Source organism: Streptococcus parasanguinis, from assembly GCF_023109675.1.
In the GTDB taxonomy this organism is placed as follows: domain Bacteria; phylum Bacillota; class Bacilli; order Lactobacillales; family Streptococcaceae; genus Streptococcus; species Streptococcus parasanguinis_I.
Window position 1 is genome coordinate 20243 of sequence record NZ_JALDUR010000007.1, and the last position, 13993, is coordinate 34235.

Consider the following 13993-nt stretch of genomic DNA (forward strand, 5'->3'; position numbering starts at 1 on the left):
TCTCTATATTCTAAATTTTATTCATTATACCATTTTTAGAAGAAAAAGTCTGGATTTTCTCAAAACTTTTTCCTTTCTTGGGTTATTTTTCCATAAACTGAGCCAAATCTTGTAAAGAACGTTCGGCAATTTTCTCATAACGTTCCTTTTTATCCCGAATGCGTGGTCCTTCTAGCTCTTTGATAATCCCGAAGTTGACATTCATGGGTTGGAAATGCTTGCTATCTGCATGGGTGATATAGTGAGCCAGGCTTCCGATAGCTGTCGTTTTAGGGAAAATCGCTGCTTCTTCTCCTTTGAAAAGGCGAGCGGCATTGATTCCAGCTACCAAACCTGAGGCCGCTGACTCAACATAGCCTTCTACACCTGTCATTTGACCTGCAAAGAAGAGATTTGGTTGTTTCTTCGAGCGGTAGGTTTGTTCCAGCAGATTTGGAGAATCCATGTAGGAATTGCGGTGCATGACGCCGTATCTGACAAACTCCGCATGTTCCAAACCTGGAATCATTTGGAAGACCCGTTTTTGTTCGCCCCATTTAAGGTGAGTTTGGAAGCCGACGATATTGTAGAGGCTGGCAGCCGCATTGTCTTGGCGCAACTGAACGACTGCGTAGGGTGTCTTAAACTCCCCATCACGTGGCCCTTTGTAATCATCTGGATACTCGAGTCCAACTGGTTTCATAGGGCCATAGAGCATGGTTTTGATACCACGTTTGGCCATGACTTCAATGGGCATACAGCCTTCGAAATACTTTTCTTTTTCAAAAGAGTTGAGCGGGGCTTCTTCAGCATTGACCAAGGCCTCGTGGAAGTCCATAAACTCTTGCTTGGTCATTGGGCAGTTGAGATAAGCTGCTTCTCCCTTGTCATAGCGTGACTTGAGATAGACCTTGTTCATATCGACAGTATTGACATCGATGATTGGAGCTGCTGCATCATAAAAATAGAAACCATCACCACCATTGAGCGCGTGGATCTTTTCTGCCAAGGCATCGCTGGTTAGAGGCCCTGTTGCGACCACTGTGATGGCATCTGTCGGCAATTCCGTAATTTCATCGCGAATCACTTCAATGAGAGGGTGTTGGGACACCTTCTCCGTCACCCGGCTAGCAAAGCCTTCTCGGTCCACAGCCAGCGCTCCACCGGCTGGTACACGAGTCGCTTCCGCTGCTTCAAGGATGACAGAACCCAGACGACGCATTTCTTCTTTGAGGAGACCGACAGCATTGGTGAGAGAATCCCCACGAAGAGAGTTGGAACACACTAACTCAGCAAAGTTGTCTGTTTTGTGTTGCGGAGTGGATTTGACGCCACGCATTTCATAAAGCTTGACCGGAATTCCCTGTTGGGCAATCTGGTAAGCTGCTTCCGAGCCTGCAAGGCCCGCACCGATCACATTGATATAAGATTGAGACATGACACTAATACCTCTTTGGGTATCAAACCACCTCACTGAACTGTTAGACACCCACAAATCTTTCTAATTTTCTACTTGGTCCATTATACCAAAAAGCCAAGTAAAAAGACAGGGAGGCTTTTCCTTCCTGTCTTAGACTTTACTATTTATTTTCTTATAGACACAACCAAGCTGCTAAGAGGGCAGATAGGATACTGAACAAGGACCCGATCAAGTAATACTCCGCAAAGGCTGGATCCTCCGAAATTTTATTGTAGCGAGCGATGGACTTGGCAGTAAAGACTAGGCCGATAGAAGCAAATTGCCCATAGATGAGACAGGCACCAATCACCAAACGCTCTAAAAAGCCAATCATGGAACCAGCCCCAGTGATCGTATCCATTTTCTTCTTGCTGGTGGGTTGATACTTGGCAAACAGAATTTTAAAGGCAATATTGCTTGGTTTCCCAACTAGGAGAACATAAAAAATTAGATTTAAAGTGTCCAGAGGCAGATAGGTCGAACCATTCTTCGCTTCTAAAAGGACTAGACAGCTAATGATGCTGACATGCAAGACTTGATCCAAGGCAAAGGTCCAGGCGGTTGGTAATTTCAATTGCTTCTGCACGATCGGTTTTAAGAAATCTATTCCAGCATGAGTTAGTAGAATGACCAAACAAATCCACCACAAGTCTATATGACAGAGAGAAACCACTATCAGAGGCAGTGCTACATATAGAATGTGAAGCCCGAGCACCTTCTTATCCTGATCCTTGCGATCCGCCATCTTTTGACTTTGAAAATAATAATCCGATAACAAATGACAAATCAACAAGAGGATCAAGTATGGATTCATTACGATACTAGACAATCCGCTCATGGGCCTCTCCTTTCTCTAAGTTTTGAATACAAGCTAGTGTTGCTGCTCGTCCCCGTAAATAAACACGAATACTGCTACTCTTTAAGCGCTTGGACAGGGCGCTTGGGTTGATGGCTAGCGCTTGGGCCAATTCCTGTTGGCTAAAGCTTTCACTATAGACAGATCTCTTTAGCAGATTGAGCAGAATCTCATCCTGACTCTCTCGCCAACCCGAACGTATGGCTTCTCCGGAAGCGATGAGCGCATTCACCACTAAGTCCTGGCTGTCATTACCGCTCAAAAAATAAATCTGGGTGTTGCCATAATCATTTTTCTGATGAACCAGATTAATAGCTGCACGAGCATTCCAATAGGCTGGTCCATCTGCACCGATACTTTGCAGGGGATCGATATCCGTTACAATCTCCCCAAGGCCAATACCGAAACGAAGTTGAGTCGGTTTTAGTTCTGAACGCAGGGTATCAATGATTTGAAAAATCGGAGCATCCACTTTTAAAAGCGCCTGAAACTCATCGCCCAAAGTTAAGGTAAAAGCCGATGCTAGGCAGTCTTTAAAAAGCTCATTGATCTTTTGAAGCGTTTTTTCTAACTGTTTTTGCAGGTCAAAACGTTCTTGTACGATTTTGGAATCAATCACATCTGCAATCAAAGCAAGATACATAAGCCCACCTCCTTATGTCTATTATAACGAAAAAAATAAAAAATGTCTATTATAACAGACATTTATAAAAATTTCCGTTATAATAGACATTGAATCGTTTGAAAGCTTATTTCACTTTTTCTTCTTCGTAGTCGCCATTGCTACATACGACTTGTTTGCCGCCACCACGAACTTTTTTCTCAACTAAGTAGTGGCCACATTTTGGACAATCCCGACCGATCGGCTTATCCCAAGAGGTAAATTCACACTCTGGGTAGCGATTGCATCCATAGAAGATACGGTTCCGCTTGGTTTTGCGTTCGATGATTTGTCCCTGATGACACTCAGGACACTCCACGCCGATTTCTTTGACAATGGCCTGGGTATGACGACAATCTGGGAAATTGCTACAAGCATAGAACTTTCCAAAACGTCCTAATTTAATCACCATCGGGCTACCACAGACTTCACAATCAAAACCAGCTGGTTCGTCTTTAATTTGGATTTTTTCCATCTCTTCTTCAGCCTTTGCGACCTCTTTAGAAAATGGTTTGTAGAAAGCATCGATGACTTTTTGCCACTCTTCTTTTCCAAGTTCGACATCATCGAGTTTACCTTCCATCTCTGCTGTGAAGGTCACGTTGACAATATCTGGGAAGAATTCAACGATCAGTTTATTAACGATTTCCCCTAACTCTGTTGGTTCAAAGCGTTTGGCTACCAGCTTCACATAATAGCGTTTTTGAATGGTCTCAATCGTCGGAGCATAGGTTGAAGGACGACCAACCCCATTTTCTTCTAAGGTCTTAATCAAGGTTGCTTCAGAATAACGAGCTGGTGGTTGAGTAAAGTGTTGCTCAGGCTTGCTATTGACTTGCTTAACGATATCGCCTTCTACCATATCCGGCAACATCTTGTTCTTATCTGAGTCGTTATAAATAGCCAAATAACCATCAAATTTCACCTGGCTTCCATTTGCCGTATACTGAACCCCATTTTGACCTAAACGGACATTCATGGTATCAAAGACAGCTGCAGTCATTTGACTAGCTACAAAGCGGTTCCAAATCAAGGTGTAGAGCTTGAGCTGGTCCTTGTCGAGGTACTTGGCAATGCTCTCAGGAGTATTGAAGACGCTGGATGGACGAATCGCTTCGTGGGCATCTTGGGCACCAGAAGCATTTTTCACGCGGCTTCCATGCTTGGAATATTTCTCACCGAAGCGATCCACGATAAAGTTCGCTGCCTCATTTTGCGCAACTGGACTGATCCGTGTAGAATCGGTACGCATATAGGTAATCAAACCTTGAACACCAGAGCCAATATTAATTCCTTCATACAACTGCTGGGCGACCATCATGGTCTTACGCGTACGGAAGTTGATCTTATTGGCAGCATCCATCTGCATGGAAGAGGTGGTGTAGGGAAGTGGCGCATTCCGACGACGTTCTTTCTTTTCCACCTTTTCAACGGTAAAATCTTTGCCATCTAAGCGTTCAAGAACAGCTTTCACCTCTTCATTGGTGTTGAGCTTCATCTTCTTGCCATCAATCCCATAGAAGCTGGCTTGGAATTGCTTGGTCCCTTTTTTGAAGACACCATCAATGGTCCAGTATTCTTCCGGCTTGAAATCATTAATTTCATTTTCACGATCAATGATTAATTTGAGGGCAACTGATTGCACCCGCCCTGCAGAAAGTCCTTTTTTAACCTTTTTCCAAAGAATAGGCGAGATAGAATACCCTACAATCCGGTCCAAGACCCGACGTGCTTGTTGGGCATCGACCAAGTCCATATTGATTTGGCGCGGTTCTTTAAAGGCATTTTTTACTGCATCCTTGGTGATTTCGTTAAAGACCACACGGTTCTTTTCTTTGGCATCCAAGTTCAAAATATGTGCTAAATGCCAAGAAATAGCTTCTCCCTCACGGTCCGGGTCACTTGCGAGAAAGACTTGCTTAGCTTTTTTAGCTTCTTTTTTCAAATCATTGATCAAGGGACCTTTCCCGCGAATATTGATATACTCCGGTTCATAGTTATTGTCGAAGTCGATCGACATGGTTGATTTTTTCAGGTCCCGAATATGACCAACACTAGCCATGACTTTGTAATTACGACCAAGGTATTTTTCGATTGTTTTGGCCTTAGCAGGAGACTCCACAATCACCAAATTTTTCTTGGTTGTACTACTTTTCCTTTTTGTTTTTGTTACCACGTTTTATCCCTCTGTATTGTATAAATCTCATTGAGTTTAATACATTTTAAGAAAGATGTCAACTAGGAACTTCTCCTATAGGAAAATCACAATTCGTATTTCAATTCATCAAGAATGTCCTGGCCTGAGGTGACAAGCTTTGCACCTTCTTGAATCAGATGATGGCAGCCTGCAGATTTTCCATCTAAAATATTTCCTGGAATAGCAAAAACGTCTCGGCCTTCTTCCATAGCACGCTCACAAGTAATCAAACTGCCTGAACGGAGTCGAGCTTCTGCCACAATCACAGCTTGACAGAGGCCTGCAATGATGCGATTTCGCTCAGGAAAATGAAACTTAAGTGGTTCCTGTCCTGGACCATACTCGCTCAAGATCAGATGGTGTTCCCCCATATGTGTCTGCAGTCTTTGATTGCTTTTAGGATAAAAGACATCCAGTCCCGTTCCTATCACTCCGATGGTCTTGCCACCATTTCGTATACTGGCATAATGAGCGGTCGCATCAATTCCTTTAGCAAGTCCACTAACAATGACCAGTTCATTTCCAAGTTCTTTAATAATCTTCTCTACAGAACGAACCCCTTCTCGCGTGGTCTCGCGAGCTCCAACAACTGCAATCTTCGGTTTGCTTAACAGTTGCAAATCCCCTTGGTAAAAAAGGAGTACAGGAGGATTGTAGATCTGTAGCAATTCCTCAGGGTATTCAGGATCAAAAATGGATAGAGATGGGAACCGTTCAAACTCCTTGTGTAAATGGTCTTCATCCAGTTGCCGGTATTTGTCTACAAAATGAATAATACTGCGACAGCGAGCGATCCTTGCTATCTCTTCTAAGCTTGGTAAGACTTGCTCTTTCCTACAGTAGTCCAAGACTCTCAAGACTTGCTCATTTGATAAACCGGCTTCTTTTAATTTAAAGATTTCAAATTTCTCCATGGTCACCTTCTACTTCCTCTCACTTATTTATTCGAAAAAGAAAAGAAAAAAGCTCTATTTCTAGAACTTTTTTTGATATGTCGAAGAATAAAAGTAAGATGCGGCACCAATCAAGTTGCTTTCATTATGGAAGCGAGCCGCTTGGATGGGCAAGGCCTCAAATTGTTTATGCCCTTTTTGAGAGAGCAGGTCATGGTATTGTCGACTGATCTCATCGATCAGTAGTGGTTGACTACTAATGCCCCCTCCAATCGTCACCCTCTCAACCAAGAGCAAAGATTGAAGATTAAAAATCAGAATAGCAATATCGTGGCAATAAGCCTGAAACAAGGATGTCAGCTCATCGTTGCCCCCTTGATCAAGAGCCTTGAAAACAGCTATACCATCTGCCTTTTCTAGGTTTAAGATGTGACTAGCCTTCTCAACAAATTGAACAGCTGAACCGGTGTTTTCCAAAAGATTGGAAATGCCTTGCAAAAAGAGTTCACGATGAAAGCGGCGATTTTCTGGTGTTCTTTCTGCCTTACCAATAGACCGAATGTATTCTGTCAGTTGCCATCCTCTCAATAGGTCACCATTAGAAAGAAGAGCGAGACCTACTCCTGTCCCCAAGACCAAGGTCGCACCACATGGACAATCTTTTAGATTACCAAGCCTTGCTTCTGCTAGACCAGCGGCTTCTCCATCATTGAGAACAGTGACGGGTACTTGAAATGTTTGTTCGAGTCTACTTGCTAGAGGAATGCCGCGCAAATATGGAATGAGACCACCTCGAAAGACAAAGCCAAGGCTCTTTTGGATCTCACCAGGGCATGAAATGGCGATCCCCTCGATTTCTTCCCTTACGGGTGTAATGATTTCTTCTAATCCTTGCCAAAACTCTTCAATCGTAAGTGGTGTTGGGATCTTGTCTGTATGAACCAATTGATAGTCCGCATCCATCAGACCATATTTTATAAAGGTTCCTCCGATATCGATGGTAAATAGCATGACCTAATCCTCACACATTGATTTGACGGGTTCAAATGAACGCCGATGGATAGGCGTCACTCCCAGTTGGTCGAGGCCAGCCAGATGCTTAGTAGTCCCATAACCAGCGTTCTGAGCAAAATCATAACCCGGATATTCGCGATCAAACTCTTCCATCATCTGATCCCGAGTCACCTTGGCTACGATAGATGCTGCAGCAATGGATAAGGAGTTGGCATCCCCTTTGATGATACTAGTTTGGGAAATAGGAAGATCTAACCTCATGGCATCAATCAAAAGATGTTGGGGTTGAGGATCTAGCTGACCAATGGCCTCCATCATGGCTAGCTTCGTAGCTTCATAGATATTAACCTGGTCAATCACTTGATTGTCCTTGACGCCGATTCCGATCGCAATGGCGTTTTGGAGCACAGCCTCATAGATTTCCTTGTGTTTGGATTTTGGAATCTTTTTACTATCGTTGAGTCCTGGAATTTTACAATTTTCCGGCAGAATGACGGCCGCTGCGACGACAGGGCCAGCCAAAGGACCACGTCCCACTTCATCCACTCCTGCAATGAGCTGAATCCCTTGAGTATAAAGTTCTTTTTCATAGGCTAGCATTTTTTCCAAACGCAAATCTTCGTCCACTTGTTTTTGGAGTTCGCGTTTTCGTTTGCTGATAGCCGCTTGAACGCCTGCTCGACCATCAAGGATCAACTCTTCAAAGAAGGGATGATCTAGCTCGTCAATCATTGCCAAACGCTCTTTAACTTCTTTAATTGTTGGCATCTATTTCACCTACACGATCCAGCGTATACCGTCCCAATTTTCCATCGCGAACATCTTTAACAAAGAGTTGGTAAAAACGGTCGTAATCCTCACGAAATCCTAATTTCTGGGTCATTTCCATAATGATTTCAGGAGCTTCTTGTTCTAGATCCATTTGTTTAAAACGTTCCTGCAAAACAGCTGGATAATGCTCTTTAAAATAGTTGAGGCCAAAGATGGTCACTTCATCCATTGGAAGCAACTGGTCCTTGATGGCGCCAGTTAAAGCAAGCTTTAAGGCCACTTCTTCATCTTCAAACTTGGGCCAGAGAATCCCTGGGGTATCCAAAATTTCGAGATCCTTATTGGTTTTCAACCATTGTTGCCCCTTGGTTACCCCCGGTTTATTTCCGACAACAGCAATCTTTTTCCCTGCTAAGCGGTTCATCAAAGTTGATTTCCCAGCATTAGGAATCCCGATGATCATGGTCCGAAGTGTTTCAATCTGAATCCCTCGTTCCTTCTGACGAGCAATTTTATCGGCCATCAAAGACTTAGCAGCATCTGTGACCTTCTTAACCGTAGATTGCTCTTTGGAGTTGATAGCCAAGGTTTTAATGCCTTGAGACTCAAAATAGTCCTGCCATTCTTTTGTTGCCACAGGATCTGCCAAGTCTACCTTGTTCAAAATCATTAATTTAGGCTTATCACCAACAATTTTCGTTAACATAGGATTTTGGCTTGATAGGGGTAAACGAGCATCTACCAGAACCGTCACAAAATCCACAAATTTTAAATTTTCTTGTACTTGTCTTCTAGCTTTGGACATGTGTCCAGGAAACCATTGTATAGTTGCCATGTTCTCCATTCCTTTCCAGTTCAATCTCTTCTATTATACCATGTTTTCTTGAATTCTCAGCCTTAAACGAGAATACAAAAAAATGAAGCTACCGAAGTAACTTCTATTTCATATTCTAGCGAATTTGCTCAAAATGCAAATGCACGGCGATATGATCACCATAGCCGCTCCGTTCCAAATCACGTTGCAAGCGATAAGAAATATAGTGTTCAGCAATGGTAATATAACCAGCACCAAGTAAACGGTGCTCAACCATTGACTGGATCATGCTGATCGTCGCACGTTCCACTTTAGCTTCTTCCAAATCCATCACAACTTTCTTGGTCACTTGCGCCAAGTTTTGGCGAAGATCATCCGTCAAGACATAAACTGTTTGTGCTGCCTTCAAAACAGCTTGATAGATTTTATCTGGGTCAAATTCTACAACTTCACCACTACGTTTAATGACTTCCATCTTATTCTCCTTGATCATCAATATACTTCTATTATCTTAATAAATAGGGGATTTGTCAAGAATCTAAGACATCAATAATCCGGACGAAGAACTCCCGTAATGATTTCTTTGGTCGCGTGGTAATCCCCATCCACTACAACCTTGATAATGCGCTTCGCTTCCTCAGCAGGAGCTGGCACTAATGGTAAACGAGTTGGCCCCGCTTCAAAGCCCATATAGTTTAAAACAGCTTTGACAGGAGCTGGACTCGGATAAGAAAAGAGAGCATTGACTTTAGGGATAAATTGACGTTGGATGGCTGCAGCTTTTTTTATATCGTTGTGCTCAATGGCTTGGAACATCTCATACATTTCATCTCCATTTGTATGAGAGGCTACTGAGATCACCCCATCAGCTCCAAGGTTCATAGCATGGAAAGCATCTCCATCTTCCCCTGTATAGACGAGAAATTCTTCGGGCTTGTGTTCAATCAAGTAGGCCATATTAGCCAGGGTTGTACACTCTTTTACCCCAATGATATTTGGGTGTTCTGCCAAACGAAGCATGGTTTCTGGTGTCATTTCGACAACCACTCGCCCTGGAATATTGTAGATAATAATCGGAAGATTAGATGCATCCGCAATCGCTTTAAAGTGTTGATACATTCCTTCTTGGGATGGTTTGTTGTAGTAAGGGACGATAGCCAATCCTGCTGCAAAGCCACCAAAAGCATCCACTTCTTTAACGAACTCAATCGAGTCGCGGGTTTCATTGGTTCCGACACCAGCGATCAAAGGAACTCGACCATTGACAATCTTTTGAACAGCCGCAAAGAGTTGCAATTCCTCATCGTGGGTCAGAGTTGGACTTTCCGCAGTCGTTCCAGCTAAGAGAATCCCGTCTGTATGATGAGCCAAGAGGTGCTCGATCAAGTCAGGAAGAGCATCAAAATTAATGCTCCCATCTTCATGGAAGGGGGTGATAAATGCAGTGATGATTTTACAATCTTTTAAATCATTATAAGACATAGAAAAACCTTTCTCTATATAAGAAAGAGGCTGGGGTCTGCTTGCCTTTGCCTCATGATCTGTTCATAAAAACAAGTTGATTCGTTAGAAAGCTGAGGAAGAAATCAAACTCTTCGAGTTGCTGATTTCTGTTTCGCTCCCTACTTCAACTCAAATTTCAACTCAGCTGTTGGACGTACAAGTCCACGTTCGTGAAGAGTTTCTGCGATTTGGACTGAGTTCCAAGCAGCTCCTTTAAGAAGGTTATCTGAAACAACCCACATGTGGATTCCTTTTTCAGCATCCAAGTCTTTACGAATCCGTCCAACGAAGGTATCGCGTGATCCGACCGCATTAACGGCTTGTGGGTAGACTTGGTGAGCAACATCGTCTTCAAGAACTGCACCTGGGAATTCTGCAATAGCAGCTTTCACTTCATCAATTGGTGCCACTTCTTTTGTTTCAATGTAGACTGACTCTGAGTGAGCTGACAAGACTGGAATCCGCACACAAGTTGCTGACACGGCAATGCTATCGTCTTCCATAATTTTCTTAGTCTCGTTTGTCATCTTCATTTCTTCGTAAGTATAGTCATTTTCTGTGAAGACGTCAATTTGTGGAAGAGCGTTGAAAGCAATTGGGTAATGTTTTTTATCACCACCTGAAGGCAAGATTTCAGCTTTGACATCGCGTGGGTTGACCCCATCATTCAAGACTTCCTTCAACTCACGTTGGGTTTCAAGAATAGCTCCCATACCGGCACCTGAAACAGCTTGGTAAGTAGATACGATGATACGGTCCAAGCCCCATTTTTGACGAACTGGCTCAAGAGCGACCATCATTTGGATTGTTGAACAGTTTGGACAAGAGATGATTCCGTTGTGAGCATCAAGAGCATGTGCATTCACTTCAGGAACTACCAATGGGACATCCGGATTTTGACGGAAATAAGAAGTGTTATCAACCACTACTGCGCCTGCTTTCACCGCATAAGGTGCATATTTGGCAGATGTTGAACCACCAGCTGAGAAAAGAGCAATATCAACGCCTTCAAAAGCATCTTCAGTCGTTTCCTCAATGGTCACGTCTTGCCCTTTAAATTGCAAGACTTTTCCTGCAGAACGTGCTGACGCAAGGTAGCGAATTTTATCGATTGGAAGAGTAGATTCTTCCAACATTTTGATCATTTGAGCACCAACGGCACCTGTAGCACCGACAACAGCAACTGTGTATCCCATAGTAAATCCTCTTTCAAAATTTTCTAAAAATTGAGTATTTGTACTATTATACAATTTTTTGGCATAAATGAAAAGTACCAACAGTAGGAAAAAATCCTGATTCTAAGACCAGGATTCTTGATGGTTATTTATCATAAATAGCTCTTTAGTTCAGGTCATAGTTCAAGTCGCTTAAATCTTTCTTACCTTGTGTTTCTTCAGCAAGAAATGGAACTTGATGGATCCCCTTTAAACCTGCTACGATAGACGCCGGAAATGAAACAATTTCTTGATTAATGTGGCTGACATTACTGTTGACAATTCGCTTCGCTGCAGCAAGATCTTCATTTTCGTCAGCGATTTCCTTTTGCAAGGCTAAGAATTGATTAGAAGACAAGAGCTCTGGATAATTTTCACCAACTGCACGAATTTGTGTCAAGACATCGTTTTGATTGGTAATAACTTGGTTGGATTCTTGAATTGTTGCTCCTTGGCGTAAAGCAACTAAATCAGTGAAAATCTGTTGCTCATGTTTGGCATAGGCTTTGGCTACTTTTAGCATTTCCGAAATGGTATCATAGCGTTTTACAAGAACGATATCGACCGTTCTCTTTGATTCTTCAATGGTTACTAGATAGCGATTGAGGCGATTTCCTACACTAATAAACCAAATGGCCAATAGGACAAGAAATAATAGGATGATTCCAATAATGACGTTCATGATGCTTCTCCTTCAAAAATTGCTGTTATTTCTTTAATTAAAGCTAGTTCTCTGCATAATTTATGATATTCAGATACCAAAGATAGTTGATCAATATCTTCCGGTTTTTGGGGAGTCGGAAAGATATAGCGATCGGTATACAAAGAAATAAATAGTTTCTTGTCTTTCAAAAATACACACATGGCATTTTGAGAAATTTGTCGATCAAACCATTCCAACATCTTAGGGGTGAGAAATTTACGGGCAGACAGTTCGTCCGTGCAGTAGATATTGTAATTTTCGTTATTGCGAATATCCTCGGTTTCAATCTGCACTTCATCCCCTCTGGCTCCAGGATAAACCCCATTCACCTCCCTCTTAAAAAGAAAGGATTTCTTGGTCGGAACCACCCGAAGATGACCAGAGAAATTGATCGGTAGACATAAAGAGAACACTTGTCCAAGAAAATCTGTAACTTCCACATGTTCCGTCCTCGTATGTCCATTAGACGTCCGGTAACGAGTCTCCGTATGATGGGCATAGAGATTTGACACCGTTAGCTCTTTGTCATCATGAAACGATAGTTCTTTGAAACATAGAAAATCAGTCGATCGAGGACATAAATGCGAGAGAGCTTCAGAAGGGATGGAACCGTCCTCTTTGATCGAAGCCTTAGGAAAAACTTCCTTTAATACAGGCGACAGGATATCATCAAGATAGATCTCATCGTTCGAACGAATTCGATCCCCAAACAAGGCTTTTCGTTTTTTATATTGCGGCCAATAATACAAACCAACAACTAAAAGGATCAAAGGAATAGCTGCAAAACGCAATAAAATGAGAGACAGTATGGCGCAAATAATACCAAAAGATCGCAAAACATTCCACTGAAGATTGTTCTTCATCTGTTCTCGGATCAATCCGATGGCATCCTGAAATTGTTTGGAGTTTTCAAGCTCTTCAATTTTTTGCGAATAGTCTGTAGATGCTGAATCATTAGAATGATAGAAATCTCCCAATCAACTCCACTCCTTTCTGACCTAGGCACTTTACTATATTATAACACCAACATAACTTTGTAGCAACTGTATTATAATAGTTTTGGTATTTTGAAGGTACAAAAAAATCCTGATCCGAAGACCAGGATTTGAGGCACCTTTCGGTGAGAACAGCCGGTTCACACAACTGTTCAAGGTCCGCTCCTGCGTTACAATTGAATGTAGACCTCCTCAGCGCAAAAGGCTCCTAAGAGCCAATCGACTCATCGCATGAATCTAGTTTACCATGAACATCCACAAACTGTCAAGAAGGTAAGTACTTGCTTCCTTCCCGAATGCTTAATGGTGACAACTGATCTCGATAGCGGTCGATAAAGGCCCCTACCCAATCCGGATTGACCTTGGAATAGTTGCGTAAGCTCCAGCCAATTGCCTTATTTATAAAGAACTCGCTTTGACCTAGATTATTGAGGATCACTTTTTCTAACAAATCCGTATCTGTTTTTTCTTTCCTCATAAGCTGGTGATCAATGGCAATCCGCCTCAACCAAAAGTCCTGATCCATACTCCAATCCAGCATAACCTGCTTGGTTTGTGGATAGTGAAAAGTAATCTCTCCGATGATAAGGTCCAATTGATCTATACTGTCCCACCATGATTTGGTTTGAGCCAATTCCTTTAGCTTTGGCAAATCTTCAGGTCTAAGCTCCTTCTTCTTTTTATCCAGATAATCCATAGCAATATATTGAAACTCACGGTAAGGTTGCTGCCAACACTCTTCCACAAAAGCCCAATCAATTGGATTCTTTATGAAAAGCTTAAAAAAATCTCTTTCAATCTTTTTGAGAATTGGTTTTTGAACGCCAAGAAAGCTGAATTTATTTTTCATATAAGCTTCCATTGCTGAGACTTTCGCTGGATCAGCTTGGTTTTCTAACAATTTCAAAAGAATTTTTGTATCCATATGATTCCT

At 42.3% G+C, this 13993-nt stretch carries 14 protein-coding genes; all 14 read right to left on the minus strand.

Features of this window, described 5'->3' with window-relative positions; translation table 11 throughout:
• Window positions 1-82 precede the first annotated feature (82 nt).
• Window positions 83-1417 carry a methylenetetrahydrofolate--tRNA-(uracil(54)-C(5))-methyltransferase (FADH(2)-oxidizing) TrmFO gene (gene trmFO, locus M1G14_RS06325; RefSeq protein WP_247926403.1) on the minus strand — a complete coding sequence of 445 codons (1335 nt, stop codon included), beginning with the start codon at window positions 1415-1417 and terminating at the stop codon, window positions 83-85.
• Window positions 1418-1571: 154 nt separating this feature from the next.
• Window positions 1572-2276, minus strand: a complete 705-nt coding sequence (locus tag M1G14_RS06330) for a DUF3307 domain-containing protein (protein WP_247926404.1) — start codon at window positions 2274-2276, stop codon at window positions 1572-1574.
• Entirely contained in the window at window positions 2260-2937 is a 678-nt protein-coding gene (locus M1G14_RS06335; protein ID WP_247926405.1) for a SatD family protein, read from the minus strand. The genes M1G14_RS06330 and M1G14_RS06335 overlap by 17 nt, the downstream gene beginning before the upstream one ends.
• 106 nt (window positions 2938-3043) lie before the next feature.
• Window positions 3044-5131, minus strand: a complete 2088-nt coding sequence (gene topA, locus M1G14_RS06340) for a type I DNA topoisomerase (RefSeq protein ID WP_049507798.1) — start codon at window positions 5129-5131, stop codon at window positions 3044-3046.
• Between the two features lie 86 nt (window positions 5132-5217).
• Complete coding sequence (gene dprA, locus M1G14_RS06345; RefSeq protein ID WP_049483558.1) at window positions 5218-6066, minus strand: DNA-processing protein DprA; 849 nt, start codon at window positions 6064-6066, stop codon at window positions 5218-5220.
• A gap of 60 nt (window positions 6067-6126) precedes the next feature.
• Window positions 6127-7056: an ROK family protein gene (locus M1G14_RS06350; protein ID WP_049483557.1), complete on the minus strand. Its 930-nt coding sequence runs from the start codon at window positions 7054-7056 to the stop codon at window positions 6127-6129.
• A gap of 3 nt (window positions 7057-7059) precedes the next feature.
• Window positions 7060-7827: a ribonuclease HII gene (locus M1G14_RS06355; RefSeq protein WP_021153235.1), complete on the minus strand. Its 768-nt coding sequence runs from the start codon at window positions 7825-7827 to the stop codon at window positions 7060-7062.
• Entirely contained in the window at window positions 7814-8665 is an 852-nt protein-coding gene (gene ylqF / locus M1G14_RS06360; RefSeq protein WP_155199620.1) for a ribosome biogenesis GTPase YlqF, read from the minus strand. Before ylqF ends, M1G14_RS06355 begins: the two co-directional genes overlap by 14 nt.
• A 115-nt stretch (window positions 8666-8780) precedes the next feature.
• A complete protein-coding gene (locus M1G14_RS06365) occupies window positions 8781-9119 on the minus strand; it encodes an ATP cone domain-containing protein (protein ID WP_006597242.1) in 339 nt (112 codons plus the stop codon).
• Between the two features lie 71 nt (window positions 9120-9190).
• Window positions 9191-10126 (minus strand): 4-hydroxy-tetrahydrodipicolinate synthase, encoded by a 936-nt coding sequence (dapA, locus tag M1G14_RS06370; protein ID WP_031573180.1) that lies wholly within the window; start codon window positions 10124-10126, stop codon window positions 9191-9193.
• A gap of 140 nt (window positions 10127-10266) precedes the next feature.
• Window positions 10267-11343: an aspartate-semialdehyde dehydrogenase gene (locus M1G14_RS06375; protein ID WP_031573177.1), complete on the minus strand. Its 1077-nt coding sequence runs from the start codon at window positions 11341-11343 to the stop codon at window positions 10267-10269.
• A 145-nt stretch (window positions 11344-11488) separates the two neighbouring features.
• Window positions 11489-12043 carry a LemA family protein gene (locus tag M1G14_RS06380; RefSeq protein WP_247926406.1) on the minus strand — a complete coding sequence of 185 codons (555 nt, stop codon included), beginning with the start codon at window positions 12041-12043 and terminating at the stop codon, window positions 11489-11491.
• A complete protein-coding gene (locus tag M1G14_RS06385; RefSeq protein ID WP_045759476.1) occupies window positions 12040-13041 on the minus strand; it encodes a DUF3137 domain-containing protein in 1002 nt (333 codons plus the stop codon). Before M1G14_RS06385 ends, M1G14_RS06380 begins: the two co-directional genes overlap by 4 nt.
• A 283-nt stretch (window positions 13042-13324) precedes the next feature.
• Complete coding sequence (locus M1G14_RS06390; RefSeq protein ID WP_247926407.1) at window positions 13325-13984, minus strand: DNA alkylation repair protein; 660 nt, start codon at window positions 13982-13984, stop codon at window positions 13325-13327.
• Window positions 13985-13993: the final 9 nt, after the last annotated feature.

Bases quoted from the DNA above. Each gene is read 5' to 3' on its own strand.
- dprA (WP_049483558.1), bottom strand. From the start codon at position 6,066: ATGGAGAAATTTGAAATCTTTAAATTAAAAGAAGCCGGTTTATCAAAT.
- ylqF (WP_155199620.1), bottom strand. From the start codon at position 8,665: ATGGCAACTATACAATGGTTTCCTGGACACATGTCCAAAGCTAGAAGA.
- M1G14_RS06365 (WP_006597242.1), bottom strand. From the start codon at position 9,119: ATGGAAGTCATTAAACGTAGTGGTGAAGTTGTAGAATTTGACCCAGAT.
- M1G14_RS06350 (WP_049483557.1), bottom strand. From the start codon at position 7,056: ATGCTATTTACCATCGATATCGGAGGAACCTTTATAAAATATGGTCTG.
- M1G14_RS06375 (WP_031573177.1), bottom strand. From the start codon at position 11,343: ATGGGATACACAGTTGCTGTTGTCGGTGCTACAGGTGCCGTTGGTGCT.
- trmFO (WP_247926403.1), bottom strand. From the start codon at position 1,417: ATGTCTCAATCTTATATCAATGTGATCGGTGCGGGCCTTGCAGGCTCG.
- M1G14_RS06330 (WP_247926404.1), bottom strand. From the start codon at position 2,276: ATGAGCGGATTGTCTAGTATCGTAATGAATCCATACTTGATCCTCTTG.
- M1G14_RS06380 (WP_247926406.1), bottom strand. From the start codon at position 12,043: ATGAACGTCATTATTGGAATCATCCTATTATTTCTTGTCCTATTGGCC.
- dapA (WP_031573180.1), bottom strand. From the start codon at position 10,126: ATGTCTTATAATGATTTAAAAGATTGTAAAATCATCACTGCATTTATC.
- M1G14_RS06335 (WP_247926405.1), bottom strand. From the start codon at position 2,937: ATGTATCTTGCTTTGATTGCAGATGTGATTGATTCCAAAATCGTACAA.
- M1G14_RS06390 (WP_247926407.1), bottom strand. From the start codon at position 13,984: ATGGATACAAAAATTCTTTTGAAATTGTTAGAAAACCAAGCTGATCCA.
- M1G14_RS06355 (WP_021153235.1), bottom strand. From the start codon at position 7,827: ATGCCAACAATTAAAGAAGTTAAAGAGCGTTTGGCAATGATTGACGAG.